Annotated in this window: 18 protein-coding genes; 14 read left to right on the forward strand and 4 right to left on the reverse strand. The window is 67.5% G+C overall.

Features of this window, described 5'->3' with window-relative positions; all coding sequences use genetic code 11:
- Window positions 1–14: 14 nt before the first annotated feature.
- The 14 genes from AB0L97_RS33000 to AB0L97_RS33065 all read left to right on the forward strand — a co-directional run bounded on the left by AB0L97_RS33000 (window position 15) and on the right by AB0L97_RS33065 (window position 14,722).
- Entirely contained in the window at window positions 15–5,279 is a 5,265-nt protein-coding gene (locus AB0L97_RS33000; RefSeq protein ID WP_364437404.1) for a phage tail tape measure protein, read from the forward strand.
- Complete coding sequence (locus AB0L97_RS33005; protein ID WP_364437407.1) at window positions 5,276–6,199, forward strand: hypothetical protein; 924 nt, start codon at window positions 5,276–5,278, stop codon at window positions 6,197–6,199. The genes AB0L97_RS33000 and AB0L97_RS33005 overlap by 4 nt, the downstream gene beginning before the upstream one ends.
- Window positions 6,196–7,902: a hypothetical protein gene (locus tag AB0L97_RS33010; RefSeq protein ID WP_364437410.1), complete on the forward strand. Its 1,707-nt coding sequence runs from the start codon at window positions 6,196–6,198 to the stop codon at window positions 7,900–7,902. The genes AB0L97_RS33005 and AB0L97_RS33010 overlap by 4 nt, the downstream gene beginning before the upstream one ends.
- Window positions 7,903–7,912: 10 nt before the next feature.
- Window positions 7,913–8,812, forward strand: coding sequence for a hypothetical protein (locus AB0L97_RS33015; protein ID WP_364437413.1), 900 nt, complete (start codon window positions 7,913–7,915; stop codon window positions 8,810–8,812).
- Window positions 8,813–8,815: 3 nt separating this feature from the next.
- Window positions 8,816–9,901: a hypothetical protein gene (locus tag AB0L97_RS33020; protein ID WP_364437416.1), complete on the forward strand. Its 1,086-nt coding sequence runs from the start codon at window positions 8,816–8,818 to the stop codon at window positions 9,899–9,901.
- A gap of 14 nt (window positions 9,902–9,915) precedes the next feature.
- A complete protein-coding gene (locus AB0L97_RS33025) occupies window positions 9,916–10,110 on the forward strand; it encodes a hypothetical protein (RefSeq protein ID WP_364437419.1) in 195 nt (64 codons plus the stop codon).
- Complete coding sequence (locus AB0L97_RS33030) at window positions 10,107–10,949, forward strand: DUF1906 domain-containing protein (RefSeq protein ID WP_364437422.1); 843 nt, start codon at window positions 10,107–10,109, stop codon at window positions 10,947–10,949. The genes AB0L97_RS33025 and AB0L97_RS33030 overlap by 4 nt, the downstream gene beginning before the upstream one ends.
- Complete coding sequence (locus AB0L97_RS33035) at window positions 10,946–11,191, forward strand: hypothetical protein (RefSeq protein WP_364437425.1); 246 nt, start codon at window positions 10,946–10,948, stop codon at window positions 11,189–11,191. The genes AB0L97_RS33030 and AB0L97_RS33035 overlap by 4 nt, the downstream gene beginning before the upstream one ends.
- A 276-nt stretch (window positions 11,192–11,467) precedes the next feature.
- Window positions 11,468–11,920 carry a hypothetical protein gene (locus AB0L97_RS33040; RefSeq protein WP_364437428.1) on the forward strand — a complete coding sequence of 151 codons (453 nt, stop codon included), beginning with the start codon at window positions 11,468–11,470 and terminating at the stop codon, window positions 11,918–11,920.
- A 43-nt stretch (window positions 11,921–11,963) separates the two neighbouring features.
- On the forward strand, window positions 11,964–12,392 hold the full coding sequence (locus tag AB0L97_RS33045; RefSeq protein ID WP_364437431.1) for a hypothetical protein: 429 nt from the start codon (window positions 11,964–11,966) through the stop codon (window positions 12,390–12,392).
- A gap of 9 nt (window positions 12,393–12,401) precedes the next feature.
- Window positions 12,402–13,007, forward strand: a complete 606-nt coding sequence (locus tag AB0L97_RS33050) for a hypothetical protein (protein ID WP_364437434.1) — start codon at window positions 12,402–12,404, stop codon at window positions 13,005–13,007.
- A 5-nt stretch (window positions 13,008–13,012) separates the two neighbouring features.
- On the forward strand, window positions 13,013–13,450 hold the full coding sequence (locus AB0L97_RS33055; protein ID WP_364437437.1) for a hypothetical protein: 438 nt from the start codon (window positions 13,013–13,015) through the stop codon (window positions 13,448–13,450).
- A gap of 11 nt (window positions 13,451–13,461) precedes the next feature.
- The gene (locus tag AB0L97_RS33060; RefSeq protein ID WP_364437440.1) at window positions 13,462–13,998 is read left to right on the forward strand and encodes a hypothetical protein; all 537 of its coding nucleotides are present in this window, start codon (window positions 13,462–13,464) and stop codon (window positions 13,996–13,998) included.
- Window positions 13,999–14,002: 4 nt separating this feature from the next.
- Window positions 14,003–14,722, forward strand: coding sequence for a hypothetical protein (locus AB0L97_RS33065; RefSeq protein WP_364437443.1), 720 nt, complete (start codon window positions 14,003–14,005; stop codon window positions 14,720–14,722).
- On the opposite strand, the gene AB0L97_RS33070 is transcribed toward AB0L97_RS33065, so the two are convergent.
- From AB0L97_RS33070 to AB0L97_RS33085, 4 genes are all read right to left on the reverse strand, one after another.
- Window positions 14,713–15,222, reverse strand: a complete 510-nt coding sequence (locus AB0L97_RS33070; protein WP_364437446.1) for a DUF732 domain-containing protein — start codon at window positions 15,220–15,222, stop codon at window positions 14,713–14,715. The two genes, AB0L97_RS33065 and AB0L97_RS33070, sit on opposite strands and share 10 nt — an antisense overlap.
- Before the next feature lie 405 nt (window positions 15,223–15,627).
- Window positions 15,628–15,846 (reverse strand): hypothetical protein, encoded by a 219-nt coding sequence (locus tag AB0L97_RS33075; RefSeq protein ID WP_364437449.1) that lies wholly within the window; start codon window positions 15,844–15,846, stop codon window positions 15,628–15,630.
- Window positions 15,843–16,079: a hypothetical protein gene (locus tag AB0L97_RS33080; protein ID WP_364437452.1), complete on the reverse strand. Its 237-nt coding sequence runs from the start codon at window positions 16,077–16,079 to the stop codon at window positions 15,843–15,845. Before AB0L97_RS33080 ends, AB0L97_RS33075 begins: the two co-directional genes overlap by 4 nt.
- Entirely contained in the window at window positions 16,072–16,383 is a 312-nt protein-coding gene (locus tag AB0L97_RS33085) for a hypothetical protein (RefSeq protein WP_364437455.1), read from the reverse strand. Before AB0L97_RS33085 ends, AB0L97_RS33080 begins: the two co-directional genes overlap by 8 nt.
- Window positions 16,384–16,486 lie beyond the last annotated feature (103 nt).

Genomic DNA, 16,486 nt, shown 5'->3' on the forward strand with positions numbered 1-16,486 from the left:
GAAGAGGGTCTAGCGTGGCGCCGGTCTATTTCGACATCGTCTCCCGCATTGTCGGCATGGAAGCCGCCGCGGCGAAAGTGGTGTCGGAAGCCACCCGGGCGGGCGACCGAGCAGGGACCAGTTTCGCCGACGCGTTCAAACGCAAGGTCCTCGGCACCAGTTCGGGCATGTCCGCGTCGATGACCGCACAAGTCAACGCCGCGGCATCCTCGCTGGAATCGGCGTCAGCCCGCGTGCAAAAGGCCAAGAACGCCGAGGCCGACGCCGCTGGCCGCGCCCGCGTCGCCGAGGCGCAACTCAACGATGCGCGCCTTCGATACGCCGCCGATTCGGCGAAAGTCGTCGCGGCAGAGGAGAAGCTCGCCGCGGCAAAACGCGGAGAAGCCGCGGCGAGCGCCGAGGTCACCGCGGCCACCAATGCGCAGACCCGCGCGCAGGAAACGCTCACCGCCCGACAGCAAACAGCGACCGCCGCGACAGGCACCATGGCGGCCGGGTTGAAGTCAGCCGCGCTGATCGGATTCGGCGCGTTCGCCATCGGCGCAGCCGAAAGCATCAGAAGCGCGGGTGATTTCGAAGCGTCGCAAGAGCGGCTCGTCACCACCGCAGGCGAGACTCGCGAGCAGCTGGGCCTCGTCAGCCAAGGCCTATTGGACATGGCGGGCAAGGTCGGATACTCGGCACAAGAGCTGTCCACGGCCATGTACACCGTCGAGTCGGGCGGCTATCACGGTGCCGACGGCCTGAAGATCATGCAGGCCGCCGCGCAGGGTGCCCGTGAGGAAGGCTCGCATCTGACCCCGGTCGTCGACGCTGTCACGACCGCGCTCACCGACTACCACCTGCCAGCCGACCAAGCCGCGCGCGTCACCTCACAGTTGATCTCGGCGGTCGGGCACGGCAAGGCGACATTCGAGGAATTCACCGGCGCGCTGTCGCAGGTGCTCCCGCAGGCGAGCACCGCGGGCATGTCGCTCGAGGAGGTCACCGGCGCACTCGCCAGCATGACTATCCACGGCATGAGCGCGCAGCAGGCCAGCCAGAACCTCAATGACGCGATCACGCACTTCAACAGCATGACCGCCCCGATGCGCTCGGAGATCGAGCAGCTCGGCCTGTCTGCTCATGACCTGCAGGCCAACCTGGGTAAGACCGGTATCGCTGGCACGGTGCAGCAGGTCGCTGAGGCGATCATGCAGCACATGGGCCCGGCGGGCACCGTCATGCTCGACACGTTCAAGAAGTCCCAGCTCGCCACCCAGGACGCGAACACGATGTTCGCCGCGCTCCCGCCGGAGGCGCAGAAGGTCGCCAAGGCGATCACGGACAACCAGCTCAGTTTCGCCGAGTACCGCAAGACCGCCGGCGGGCTCACGGTCGACATGAAAAAGCTTGTCGACCAGTGGATGAGCGTCCATACGACCGCGAACGGGTTCAACGATCTGCTGAAAAAGGGCGGTGATTCTCAGCAGACGTTCGCGGCGGCCATGCAGAAAGCTACCGGCGACATGGCCAGCTACCGCGTCGCGACGATGCTCACCGGCGAGAATGCCGAGTCCGCCAATCAGGCCATCCGCGATATCGGCGCGGCCACGGCCGAAGCGGACGGCAGCGTATTGCACTGGCACGACACACAATCGACGTTCAACCAGAAGCTGAACGAGTTCAAAGGCAGCGTCGGTGCGGCGGCAATCGGAATCGGCGACGACTTGCTACCCGCGGCGACGAAGATGGTCGGCTGGCTCAGCACCGGCGCTGGCTGGTTGCAGGAACACAAGAAGGTCGGCGACGGACTGGTCGTCACCATCGGTGGTATCGCCGCCGGGTGGCTAGCATGGAAAGTCGCGAGTGGAACATTCAGCCTGGTCAAGGCGGGCATTTCTGGAATCGGCTCAGCGATGGACGCGATCAAGGGCACCCCGGCCGCAGTCGGCAAGGCGTTCAACGCCATCAGCGACGGGGCATCGGCTGCGTATCGGATTGCCGGTGACGCACGAGCATTCGTCGCGCTACGTGTCGAGGCCGCGAAAAACTTTGTGATGACCACCGCCTCGGCGGCCGCCGAGGCGACCAAGACAGCCGCCGCGTGGATCGCCGAGAGCGCCCGGGCGGCGGGCGCGTGGACCGTGATGCAGACCCGGGCCGCCGCCTCGTTCGTAGCGACCAAGATCTCGGCGGGCCTCGAGGCCGCGAGCGCCGCCGCGGCCTGGGTGGGCTCGCAAGCCAGCGCGGGCGCCGGGTGGGTGGCTATGCAGACCAAGGCGGCCGGTGCGTTCGTCGCGACCAAAGCCGCCGCAGTGGTGAACGCCGCCGAGACCGCGGGGGCGTGGGTGGTGCAGAACGCACGCGTCGTCATCAGTTTCGTCGCCGTCGAGGGCGCGGCCATCGCCGCCGGTATCGCGCAGAAGGGTATGGCCGCGGCGACGTGGCTGCTGAACGTGGCGATGGACGCCAACCCGATCGGGGTGGTGATCGCCGGACTCGCTTTGCTGGTGGCCGGTGTGGTCTACGCCTGGAATCACTTCGACTGGTTCCGCGACGCGGTGAAGGCCGTCTGGCGGTGGATGAAGGACGCCGGTGCCTGGATCGGCAGGGAATTCATGGCGATCTGGCACGGCCTCGGCGATGGTGTGCACACAGCGCTGACCATCGTGCACGACACCTGGAACTGGGTTTACGATCACGCGATCAAGCCGACCGGTGCGCTGATCGGCGAGGCGCTCGGCCTGGTCAAAGACGGGTTCAAGAACACGGTCGACTGGGTGGGCGAGCAGTGGGGGCGGATCGAGAAACTCGTCGGCACACCGGCGGTCGCGATCATCGACGTCGTCTACAACAACGGCATCGTGAAACTGTGGAACGGCATCGCCGGTGTGTTCCACCTCGGCGAGCTGCATCCGGTCGATACCTCGAAGATCCCGCACTACGCCCTCGGCGGCATCCTGCCCGGCTACAGCCCGGGTGTGGACAACTTCCTGGTGCCGACGGTCGGCGGCGGCGCGGCCGCACTCGGTGGTGGTGAGGCGATCTTGCGGCCTGAGGTGACCCGCGTCGTCGGCGCCGAATTCGTGCACGGTGTCAACGGTGCGGCGATGCGTGGCGGGGTCTCCGGTGTGCGCAGTTACCTGGGCGGCGTTCCGCACTTCGCCACGGGCGGGATCTTCGGCGACATCATCGATTTCGGTGAGTCGGTCATCGACGGTGCTGTCGATGTCGCGAAGTTCACCGCCCGGTTGGCGAGCGATCCGGTCGCCGCGGTGCGCGGGCTGTTCGCGCCGGTGCTCGACCGGGCGGCAGCGGCACCGGGCGGCGGCAGCGACGACGGCAGCTCGACGTGGCGCGACATGTTGATCAGCGTGCCGGGCCGGTTCGTCGACGCGGTGATCGATAAGGCCAAGAGCTGGATCTCCGGTGGCAGCGAGGGCGGTGTGCCGTTCGTCGGCTCGCCCGATCTCGAAGGCTGGATCACACAGGCGATTCAGATCGCCGGTGTCGGTGAAGGCTGGCGGCCCGGACTCAACACGCTGATCGGCCGCGAGTCCGGAGGCAACCCGAACGCGATCAACAACTGGGACGGCAACGCTGCGGCCGGTGATCCGTCGCGCGGTCTCATGCAGACGATCGGCTCGACGTTCGAGACGTTCCGGGACAAGAGCCTGCCCGACAACATCTATGACCCGGTCGCGAACATCGTTGCGGGCATTCACTACATCCAGTCGCGCTACGGGGTGAGCGTGGACGGCTCGGACCTGCCCGCGAAGGTGCAGCAGGCGAACGCCAACGCAGCGCCGATGGGATACGCGACCGGCGGCATCGTCCCCGGTGCCACCACCACGCAGAAACCGGTGTCCGGGCCGGAGATGGCGCTGCAGCAGATACGCGAGCACGTCAACACCATGTACGCCTGGGGCGGTAGCGATCTGGCGACCGGTGTCGACTGCACGGGCCTGATCGGTGACGCGATTCAGATCGCGCAAGGCGCGGCGAATCCGACGCAGCGGCTCGGTGACACGGCGTCGCTGCTGGCCGGGCAGTGGCCGCACGTGCTGTCGGGTGCGTCTAAGTCCGATGTGTTCGCCATCGGCGCCAACGCCGACCACGCCGCGGCGACAATCCTGGGCACGAACTTCGAGGCCCGCCAGACCGGCGAGCGCATCCGCTACGGCTCCAATGCCGCATCAGCGTGGGATCCGCAGTTCACTGCGCAATTCCATGTAGATTCGGGCACTTTCAACCCGCCCTACGCCCCGACGGTCAGCACCTCGAGCAGCTCGAAGGAGACGCCGGGGGAAAAGGCGGCTGCGTTGCGCGCATCGGGACAGAAGCAGCTCGACGCTGCGAGGAAGTCCGACGAATCAGCGGAGAAGCACGACAAGTCGGCCGCCGACTACGAGGCGAAGGCTCAGCACGCCCAGGAGCTCGCAGACAAGGCTTCCGGCACCGCACGCGATCGGCACCTCTCCGCGGTCAAGAACTATCAGGACCGGGCGAGAACGGCGCGGGAGGCCGCCGACAAGGCGCGCCAGCAGGCCGACGATCATCGCAAGAAGGCCGCCGAGTACGAGGAGAAAGCCAAACAGGCCGAGTCGCAGCCCGCAGGCAAGGGCAAAAGCGGCGAGTCCGGTGGACTGCTGACGTTCGAGCAGCTCGGGGAGCGTGCGGGTGGTATCGCGGCGAACGCGTTCCTCGAGACCTTCGGTCTCAAGGACACATTGCTCGCCGATCCGAACAAGTCACCGCTGCTGAGAATCGCTGGCAGCCTCGGCAATCTCAAGGTTCAGGGGCAGCCGGTATTCATCAGCCCGCTGCAGCATCTCGGCCCACAGCGGGCCCAGGTCATCCCCGAGCAGTTGCAGACGCAGGCCGCACCCCAGGTGCAAGCCATCCCCCAGGTGCAAGCGCTTCCCGAGCAACTGCAAGCGCCTACGAACTTCGACGCAGATGCGGATCTCGACTCAGACGCGGGCGCTGACCAGCTGCAGCTCACCGACGCCGACGAGCTGTCCGATGAGCTGCCCGCCACGCATGACGCTGGTGGTCTCGTCCCGCGCGGGCTGTCGATCGTCAACAACAAGACCGGCGGCCCTGAGCAGTTGGCGGTGCTGAGCCCGCAGCAACAGAAACTCGGCCCCGCCGAGCAGCCGCGCCGGTTCGGCGACTCGGGTCGGTCCGCGCCGCTGCTGCACATCGAGAATTGGCACACGCACGGCGATGGGCAGGCCGACGCCCGGGCGGTCGCCCGCGAGCTCAACATCTACGCGGGGGCGCTGGCGCGTTGAGCACGGTGATCACGCCGACGCGGCCGCCGACCGTGTGGTCGCTGCAGTCGCTGCTGGGCGGCGGCGAGGCGATCGTGACCTGGGTCGACACCAACCGTGTCGTGTGGCCCGTGTCGGGTGGCTTGGCGCCGATGCCACCGGTCGAAGAAGGCGTGCAGATGGTCGACCTCAAGGGGTTGCATGCGCCGTTCAAGCATGTCGATCAGCAGGGCGCGCATGAGGACGGCGTGACGTGGCTCGACAGCACCTATGACGCGCTGGAACTGGATATGACGATCAGTGTGTTCGGTCGCGACGCTGTCGGGCGCCGCCGGGTGTTCCGGAGGTGGCTGGCGGGGTGGGAGCCGAAGAAGACCGGCCAGTTGGTGTGGTTCACCCCGGAGTTGGGGCATTGGTGGCTGGCCGCGCGGTTCATGCAGGAGCCGCGCGATGTCATCAAGGCCGGTGATGCCGCCTCGATCACCATGGCGTGGTCGGCGCGCGCGGATTTCCCGTTCTGGGTGTCGTTCGACAGCATCTCGACGAAGCTGATCGCGTCGAACGCGACCACGCTCGCCGACCCGGCGGGCAAGGCGCCGAGCAATTTCACGCAGGTGTGGAACCGCGGTGATCAAGACGGCTGGCCGGTGCATCTGTTGCAGGGCCCGGGCGTCTTCACCGTCGGCGACAACGGCGGCCCGCGGCGGATCACGCTGCCGCTCAACGCCGGTGAGTTGGCGAGGGTGACCACGCTGCCCAATCGCCGCACCGTCGTCGAGCTCAACACCGGCGCGAACATCTATCCCCGGTTGTCGGGCCGGTTTTCGACACCGGTCGTGGCGGGGGCGGTGGTGCGCATCCCGGTGACCGTCACCGGCGCCGTCGCGGGGGTCACCTCGGCGATCAGCTCGCTCACCCCGTGGCGGCGGTGGCCTGAGTGACTGCCCCTCCGATGGACCTCACGCAGGTCCCGGACTGGCAGGCATTCACTCTCGCGGGCGAGCGCGCCGTGCTGGCGGAGCAGCCCGCCGGGCGCGCGCAGCTCATCGTCACATTCCACAACCCGAAAGCCGCGCCGCTGGGCGAGTGCGGCGATTACATCTCCTGCGTCTTCACCCCGAAACGCAATGCGGTCTCACCGGCCACGATCGTGCTGAAAGGTGACGACCCGTTCGTCGAGATCGCCGCCCGCTGCTATTACACGGTCGTCCCGGTCACGATCGAGACGATGACCGGGTGGCGCTGGTCCGGGCGTGTGGATACGTGCGCGGAGGATTACGTCGACGGCGTTTCCACAGTCACCTTGCAATTGTTGGGCGACTGGAATTGGTTCCACAAACTCATCGTCTTCCCGGCGTGGTGGATGCCGATCGAGGCGCAGATACCGAAAGAAGCCGTGTTCATCGGCCCGGCGGTCACCAACATCAAGGAAATGGTCGCCGAGTGCGTGCTGCGGCAATCCGGACTGCTCGGCGCGATCCTCGAATTCGCCGCCAACATCCTGAATCCGGCCGCCTACATCGGCAGCCTGCTCGATCTCGGGCCGCTGGCGCTGCCGGTCGTGGTCGTGCCCACGAATCCGCTGACCGACACCTCGAAGTGGACGGCGATCGTGTGCAAGATGACGACCGTCGCCGCGGCGGTCGAGCAGACGGTCAAGGACTGCGGCCTGATGCTGACCGCGGATCTGTGGAAGCCGGGCGACCCGCAACCGGTCGGGTTGGCCGAGTGGGGTATCACGCTCACCGAGTCGTGCATCGTCGTCGACGTCAAGGACATGACGAACGTCACCGGGCTGACCGGCACGGCGCTGGACGGCCTGATCGGCGTCGCGGTCGATCTGATCGACACCATCCTCGGCGAAATCCTGCTGCTGGTGTCCGGCGCGGATGTCGCCGACTCGGACTCCACGAATGCCACCAACCCCTACGGCAGCGGCATCCTCGCCAGCCTGCTCGGGCTGGACGCGAAACCGCCGTGGGTGGTCCTGGAAGACGGGCCGCGTTCGGGCATCACAGAAAGCCACATCGTGGCGCATCATCCGCTCGCCTATCGGGTGCTGACCGGCGGGAAATCACCGGATTGGGTCAATAAAGGGATCGACCTCATGTTGGAGTGGATGCTCAGTGCCTTGCTCGCGGCATTCGGCGCATCCGGTATCGCCCCGACCTTGCTCGACGGCTTACTCGACAACGTTTTCCTGGCCTATCAGCAGATCGAGGACGAGCCGCGGCGGATCCTGCTCGACAAGTTCGGTTATCCCGACTATTTCGCGCAAGCCGGATCGGCGGCCTACACCCTGGATGCGCTGGTGATCCTCGAATCAGCGCTGTTCGATACCCGCGGCTACCACTCGTTCCAGCTCGTCATGCAGGACGGATACCCCTACAACTTCGGCGGTGACCTGTTCGGCCGGACCTTTGGTGATTTCGGTATCGGCCATCCGGTCAGCTGGATCCGCAAAGGACGCCTCTACACCGACTACTGCACCGAAGCGACCATCACCGACGACCGGACCCACCGGATCGCGATCATCGCCAAGGTGGGCGATCAGTCCGCCCTGGAATCCCCGGCCGCGCGCATGATGCGCCGCATCTCAAGCCTGTTCGACATCGTCAAGGCCGCCAGTCTGGCGCAGAACTAGGACACATGAATTGAGCTCTCCCTCACTCGTTTTGAACCCCGATGGCAGCGCCACCTGGACCGGGACGATCTGGTTTCCCAACATCAACGACGTCGCCACCACCGGCGTCGCCACGCTCACGCTCACCCCCGCCGGCGGTTGGGGCAACTTCCCCGTGCTGGCCCAAGGTGATCCGGGGCTCCCGGCGGTCATCGACTCGGTCACCGTGACCACACTGAGCGCGGGCTCCCCGGCGGCGGCGAGCTTGACGCTCGTGGATCCGGGTGGCCCGGGCGAGGCCGCGCACTACACGATGGCCCTGTCGCTGCCGCAGGGGCTTGCGGGCGCGACCGGTGCGCCCGGGCACATCCTCGGTAGCTCGGATTTCTCGAATTCGCCCGCCGACGGACAGATCCCGGTCTACAACGCCTCGGGCGGCCTGGTCGCCTGGATGACCTACCACCCGGTCACGCCGTACTACGTGCTGCCCGGAACGTCGTTCACAGCGCTGACCGAATCCGCCTCCGGCGTGCGGGATATCGTCGGCGCGCTCACCATCCCCTCGCAGGCCTACCGGTATCGGCCGCGTGTCTCGGGTGATCTGGAGGTGACCGGCGCGGCCGGTATGCGCATCGACGCCGAGGTGCGTATGGGGGCGCTCACCACCGCGGACGCGACGATCTCGACCTCGGGTGTGCTGATCGGCTACGGCCGCGGCGGGGAGTCCGCGCTCGCGGTGCATCTGAACATCACGCCGTTTTTCGGTGGTGCGACAGCGATGTCGCCGTCGGACACCTCACCGCCCGCGTCGGTCGCCGCGGGCGCGCCCGCGCAGCGCATCGTGTTGAGCGCGGTGCGGCAGTACGGGTCGGCCGCCTGGACAACCTCCCAGTCACTCGGAGAGTTGCGGATCACCTTGGACGCTGTTTAGCCCGTGGCGCTGAGCCCGCAGTTCATGGCCGGTGTCGGCGAGGCCATGAAGGATCTGCTGCTGGCGAGCGTGTGCGCGGCGCTGGCGAACGTCGACATCAACATCTTCGGTGCCCACATCAGGCCGTTCGCGTTCCTGCAGCAATGGGGCGAGGACCTGGTCAACCAGGCCAACGCCGCGATCGCCGACGCCGCCGCAGCGCAGGCATCGGCCGCCACCGCCAACTCGGGTGTGAACACCGTCGCCGCGGGTGTCACCGGCCCGATCACCGGCACCGCCAGCACCAACCCCGCCGACGTGCAACCCGCCGTCGACCAACTCAACACCCAAGTCCAAACACTCGGCGGCGCACCGGCATTGAACCTGTACAACGCTGCGGGTACCTACACCTTCACGGTCCCGACCAACGGGAAGACCGTCGATTTCGAATGCGTCGGCCCCGGCGGAGGCGGCGGCCGCGGCACCATCGTCAGCGCCTCGGGCACCGGCGCGGGCGGCGGCGGGCCCGGCGGATACACGCGTCTGCTGTCCGTCCGGGTCGCGGATCTGCCCTCCACCACACTGACGATCACCCTGGGCGCCGCTGGTGCGGGCGCGACCACCGACAACACCACCGGCGGCAACGGCGGCACCTGCTCGATCAGCTGGTCGGGCGGCACCCTCTTCAGCTGGGGCGGCGGGAGCGGTGGCCTGCCCGGCGGCGGCTCCTCCTACGGCGCGACCGGCGCCTCCGGTTTCGGCACCGAGTTCAGCGGCGCCACCGGCGGCGCGGGCGGCTACTCGCTGGGCAACGTGCCCGGCACCGCGGGCGGCGGGGGCCACTGGACAGCGGGCGGCGCCGCCGGAACCAGCAACGGCGCGAACGGATCCGCAGGCGTCTCACCAACCTCGCCGCTGCGCGGGCCCGCCTCCGGCGGCGGGGGCGGCGCGTTCGGGCAGACCGCGACCACCTCCGGCGGCCGCGGCGGCAACGGCGGATTCCCCGGCGGCGGAGGCGGCGGCGGGGGCGGGTTCAACACCTTCGCCTTCAACGGCAACGGCGGCACCGGCGGCGGCCCGCAGTTGGCGATCACCACCCATTTCAGCTGAACAGGAGCACCCCGATGGCGCAGATCTGGCAATGCCCACTGTGTCCCACCGCGATCACCTACGAGCCCGGCGACAACGGCGCCGACGAGTGGACCTGCGGCTACATCGCCGGGCACGAACGCGGCCACGACGTGCACATGTTCACCGGCCACAACCCGCGCACCCCAAGCCTGCCCCTGCAGGCGCAACCGAAGGGAGACAACACATGATGCTCGGACTGGACTACGCGGGCGGGCGGCCCTCGCCTGCGATGATCACAGCGGCCGGCTACGGCTTCGTCGTGCGGTATCTGTCCGACGGCGGCCCGAACCTGCCAGGCAAACTGCTCACCCCTGGCGAAGCCGACGCGCTGCGCGCCGCGGGGGTGGAGATCGTCTCCAACTGGGAAACCACCGCCGACCGGATGCTCGGCGGCTACGCCGCAGGCGAATACGACGCCACCCTCGCGCTGGCGCAGGTCCGCGCCTGCGGCGGCCGCGACGACCGGCCGATCTACTTCTCGGCCGACTTCGACGCCACCGAGGAACAGCAGGCGCTGATCAACGACTACCTACGCGGCGCTGCATCGGTGCTCGGTGTCGAGAACGTCGGCATCTACGGCGGCTACTGGCCGGTGAGCCGCGCCCTGGACGCGGGGGTAGCCCGCTGGGCCTGGCAAACCGATGCCTGGTCCGGTGACCTGCGCGACCCCCGCATCCACCTGCACCAGCGCATCCGGCAAGTCGACGTCGACGGCGTCCGATGCGACATCAACGAGGCACTCGCCGCCGACTACGGACAGTGGTCGGGCGGCATCGAGCCCGTCTCCTACGACACCGAGCAGGACACCGTGAGCGACACCGAGCTCCTCGGCGACATCCGCGAACAGCTGTGCGGCAGCCAAGCTCGCGAAACCGGCTATCCCGGGTGGTCGCAGCTGGGCCAGAACCCCGACGGCACCCACCGGACCGTCGTCGACGGCGTGGCCGCCGCGCTCGCGGGCATCGCGGCGCTGCAGACGACCGTCGCGCAGCTCGCGACCAAACTCGGAATCCAGGTGCCGCAATGACATCGCGCGCCGCGGCCTGGCTCGAGGGCGAGCCCGTGATCACACGCGTCGGGCCGGTGATCGGGGTCATCGTCGTCTACCTGGCAGCCAAGGGAGTCCTCGACCAGGACACCGCCGATCTGGTGACCGCGATCGTGGGGGTGCTGTTGGGCGGGGGCGCCATCGTCGGCACGCGGGCGGCAGTGACGCCGGTGACCGGTTGCGGTGATGGCGATTCGGCCGACCGGCGCACACAACTGTGAGTTCCCTCGGTCCGTGGCTCCGGGAATTCTCCCGGTGAATGACGAGGAGGGATCACATGGCAGGGCCGGATTTCGGTGTGTCCACCCGGACACTGACGATATTGGTGTACATCGTGACTCTCGTGTGGGCCGTGAATCTCCTTGCGCCTCTCGTGATTCAGAACTACACGAGCAATACGGGTGCCAATGGAATTATGGGCGCTTTGATCGGGCTCTTGGGCGCCGCTCGATATCAGGCATCACGCAACAAGGAGCCGAAAAAGAGGGCAGATCGCGATGAATAGCGTTCTTCTGCAATTCCTGTTCGGCACCGCCTGCATCGGCATCGGATTCCTCAGCGGCCTGGCGCTGAGCTGGCGCCAGTACCAACTGCGCGGCAAAGAGTTCACCGCCCCAGGGCTGCCGCGCTCGGAAAGGCAACAGGCATTGATCCTGGTCGTGGTCGCGATGCTGAGCCTCATGTCGACCGCATACGCCGGAGTGCAGACCACCCGGCAGTCCGCCTGCAACCAGGGGTTCAAAGCCAGCCTCGTCGCACGCAGCGCCATCGCCGCCGAGAACCAACGCCACCTCGACGACCTCATGGACGTCATCGCGCGCACGATCAGCAATCCGCAACCAGATTCCCGGCAGGCCGCGCAGCAGGCGATTCTCGACTATCGCGAGTGGGCCGTGCACGCGGAACGCCAGCGGGCCGCCAACCCGATCGCAGACCCCCAGTGCGAGTAGCGATGCGCGCGTATCCCGCAGTGACAGAGGGCGACTCACTGACGTGACAAACGTGCTGATAGTCCGCGACGTGCTCGCCGCGGACGGCTCCCGGCTGACCACCCAAGGCATGGTCATCGACTCGGGCGACCTCGCCCACTACCGCGCGTACGGCTGGCGGCTACCGCTCGGCGCCCCCGCCATCCCGTCCACGCAGACCGACTACCCCGGATTCGAGAAGGACCCCGACGCCACCCAGGACTGGCTGTTCGACTGGTCAGCGTTCCTCACCGTCGGCGAAACCCTCACCACCAGTGTGTATCTCGCCCGCGCCGGTGTCACCATCACCCCCGCCGCCACGGTTGGGGCGGTGACGCGGGTGTGGGTCACCGGCGGTGTCCTCGGCGAGGTTTACGTCATCACCAACCGGATCACCACCAGCGACGGCCGCACCGAGGACCGCTCGTTCACCGTGACCATCACACAGAGGTAGGAGTTACCCGTGTCCGCACCCACCGCGGCAGCGCGTCATCTCGACGGCGCGACTTGGCATGCCCACGCCACCATCTACAAATTCCACCCGGACAAGGCGATCGCCGCCGTTGAGCGGTTCGGGCACGAGCCCACGCTCGCTGAGCTACTGGGCGGCGGATGGGAGCCCGACGAGATCACCGAGGTCGACGGAAACCTGCTCACCACCGTCGGACTGACCCGGCTGACGTCACTGTTCACCGGCGCGGGCGGGACCGCGTTCGACAACACCCACGGTTTCATCGGCGTCGGTACATCCACCACGGCCGCGCTCGTCGGTGACACCGCCCTGGGATCCAACGGCACCTCCAATGCCTGGTATCGGCCGCTGGACGCCAGCTACCCCACCACCTCCGGCGGAGCGATTTCCGCGAACTGCACCTTCGGTGGCTCGGATGCGAATTTCGCGTGGAACGAGTGGGGATCCGGGATCAGTAACTCGACCTCTCCCACGCCCGCGAACGCGATCGCTTCGGTCGGCACCTCACCGATCCTGGTCAACCACAAGATCCAGACCATGGGCACCAAAGCCTCGCCCGCGATCTGGGGTGTGCTGGCCACGATCACCATCGCCTGACCCCCGTGCCGACCACCGCGATCCGGGGTGGCGCATACCTCGCGGCCAGCCCGTTCCCGGCCGGGACCACACCCGGCAAGGTACCCATCGACACCCTCGACACCGCCGCCTACCCCTACACCGCCGCGCTGGTGTTCAGCGGTGTCGTCGTCCGCGGCACCGGGCCGGTCCTGGTCACCACGCAATGCACGATCGCCACCGGATCGTGCACCGCGCAACTGCGCATCGGCGGCACGACCGTGGCCACCGGCAACACCGCGCTGGTGTCCCAAATCGTGTACCTGCATTACGCCCACGACGGCGACCAGCTGCAGCTGTGGGAATCCGACCCCGGCACCTTCACCAACCTCGTCGCCGGTGCGGCCAACACCTACATCCACTACGAGCCGCTCACCGTTCCGACACCCCCCTCCATGGCCGTGCAACGCGCGGCACTGTTCTGAAAGGGAACACCATGCCCGCGAAGGTTTTCCGCGCATACAACGGCGCCGCCGGTGCACTGTCCGGCAGTGCGATGTTCGGCACCCAAGCCACCGCCAACACCCTCGGCACACCCAGAACCATGCTGCAGATCGCCCCCGCCTCCACCGCCCCCTCGCTGCGGGTGGTCGGCTGGGGATACGCCCTGCCCACCGCACCCGCCGCCAACATCCAGTTCGAACTGCTCGACACCGGTACCGTGTTCGCCTCCAGCCTCACCGCCCACGTCTCCGCGGGCATCCACCGCATGAACGGCCCCGTCGCCGAACCCTCCACCGTGCAACTCGGCACCGCCCTGACCGCCTACTACTCCACCGGCACACCCACCGAAGGCACCCTCTCGACCACCCGACTGCTCGACACCCGCTACGAAAACGGCCTCAGCTTCTACTGGCGCTTCGAACTCGGCCGCGAACCGGAAATCCCCGCCGGTAACTGCCTGCGACTACGCGCAGCACCCTCCAGCTCCTCGCAGGTCTCACTCGTGTGCTGGATCGACTGGGAAGAATAACCCCATGGCGCGCCTCGCTCGCCGGGTCCCCATCCAGACCCCACCCCGCTCCACCACCAGCGCACCCACCACACCACCCCCCGCGACCGACAGCGCGGCCGCCACCGACACCGCAGCGATCACCGCCGCCACGACCGCCGCCGACACCGCGACCGCGACCGACACCGCCGCAGTAGCCCCCACCGCCACCGACACCGCAACCACCACCGACACCGCAGCGGTGGCGAACACCATCACCGACACCGCCACCGGCCTCGACACCGCCGCCATCGCGCTCGCGGCCGCCGACACCGCCACCGTCACCGACGCCGCCACCGTCAGCGTCGGCACCCCCACCACCGACACCGCCAGCGGCGTCGACAACTCCTCGATCCGCCCCCTCGCCACCGACACCGCGACCGCGACCGACACCGCCGCGATCACCGCCGCCACAACCGCCGCCGACACCGCAGCCGCGACCGACAGCGCGGCGGTGATGATCGGCAAACCGGTCACCGACACCGGAACGGTGACCGACACCGCCGTCGTGCTCGTCGGCTGGCCCGTCACCGACACCGCGGTCGCGACTGACAGCGCCAGGATCGGTGCGCACGCCAGCGACCACGCCACCAGCAGCGAACTCGCCCGCGTCCGCCCCCGCGGCGAACTCGTGCCCGCAGAACTGCGGCTGATCAAGATATTCCCACGCCTGCCGCAGTGGACCGGGCCGGTGAGCTACTTGTAATCCGGGCAATAGGCGGACTCGGCGCTGCCGACAATCACACCGGCATCCGCGTACGAGTACAACCCAGAATTGACAATCGTCAAGCCGATCTCTGTGTCCGAATTGCCCTCAGCGCGTGCGGTACACACCGTGTGCCCGAAGTTGATCGCAGCCTCCTTGCTCGCATACCGGACATGGTTCAGGTCGAGCACGCCGATATACACGATGTCGGAGACCTGCTGTTCGGTGAGTAGCCTATGGGCGACCGTCTCCTGCGTTGGCGGAGTGGGAGGCACGGGCGGCACAACGGTTTCGGATGCCGCGACGGTCGCCGACACGGCGACGTCCTTCGCAGACGCGGCGTCACGGTCGGACGGCCGCGTACAGGCATACAAGCTGATCGCCAGCACGGCAACGCATAAACCGGAGAAAATACGGCGCACAGTAATACCCCCTGCGGCTTGTAAAGAGTGAGTGATGAAAGAGCGATAGACGCCATCCGATGCGGATGCGTCCCGCATTTTGTCACAGCTCAAGGCGCTTTCGTCGACGAATCGCAATCCCGCGGAATCGATCTCTTACATCCACCGGTGCCCGCGTAGGTAGATTCGCGATCGGCCTACCACGTACAGGTCCGCGAACTCAGTAACGATCCTCGGTCTGCTGACGTGAGCGACGCTGGGCGCGATGACTACTTCGGCGCATTGGCGCCGTAGTGCGGCCACGATCTCGACTGTCGGCCAGGGCGTCCTGGCGGTAGTGCGCACCACCTCAGACAGGTCTAGGCCATGGCGCAGCGCCAGGTCGCCGAAATTCCGTTCGTACCGGTGGCGGCGCGGGCCCGCGATATCCGTGCGGATCACCGCCACCGCATACCGAACGGCCGCGCAACTAGCCACGACCCCGCCCGGTGGCTTCCAAGCGCGTCACAGCGGAGGATCGCCCCGATTCGAAGGAATCTCGACATCATGCTCGGGCCCTGCCTGAGCTGCGCGTTCGCCGAGCACCCGGTCGCGGATCTCCCCGACGCTTCGCCCCCGTGGAATCCGCTCGGGCCACAGCCACAGCACGGCCGACACGACCAGCAGCACATTGGCGATGATGAGTGCCGCCACGATGACGAACACGGTCCAGTCGTCGTTCACCGTCGGTTGACCTCGGCGGGATGACTCGACATCAGGCGCGCGAATCGGCGCGCATGCTTCGGGCCATGGGCGGGACCGCGCGGGATGTAGTCGTCGACCCGCCCGTCGTCGCCGAGCGGCACGATCCCTTCTGCGGTATCGAACCATTGGTCGGCGTCGCCCGGTCGCGCGAGTGCCCGTTTCGCGGCATCGTCCGCGGCCCATAGCGCATGCAGTTCGTCGAGGCTATTCATAGCTCACCACCTCGGGCCGTACCCCGATGACGTCGCCGATGATGAACAACCGCCCGCGCGCGATCGTGTGCCGATCGTCCAGCACGGTCGAGCCGATCCAGCGGCAGCGTCCGGTGTGGTTGCGGTCGTGGGCCCCGATCCGGCCGTCTTCGCACGGGGCGAGGTTCAGGCAGTGAGTGGTGTCGGGGCACCGCACGTCGGACACAGGCCCGAACGGCGTTCCGTCGGTCGTAGCCCACGATCCGCACTCCGACAGTCGGACTGGGCCGAGTAAGTCGACGTCGGTCTTCTCGCGGGCCGTCATCGCACGGTCCTCGATTCGCCACTCGGTTTGTGCCGGTTGTCGACTAGGGCTTTGGCGTAGCAGATGACAGACATCGCGGCGAAACCGCCTGCGACAAGAAGAA

Origin of the sequence: Nocardia sp. NPDC051911 (assembly GCF_040681035.1) — a bacterium.
GTDB classification, from domain to species: Bacteria; Actinomycetota; Actinomycetes; order Mycobacteriales; family Mycobacteriaceae; genus Nocardia; species Nocardia sichangensis.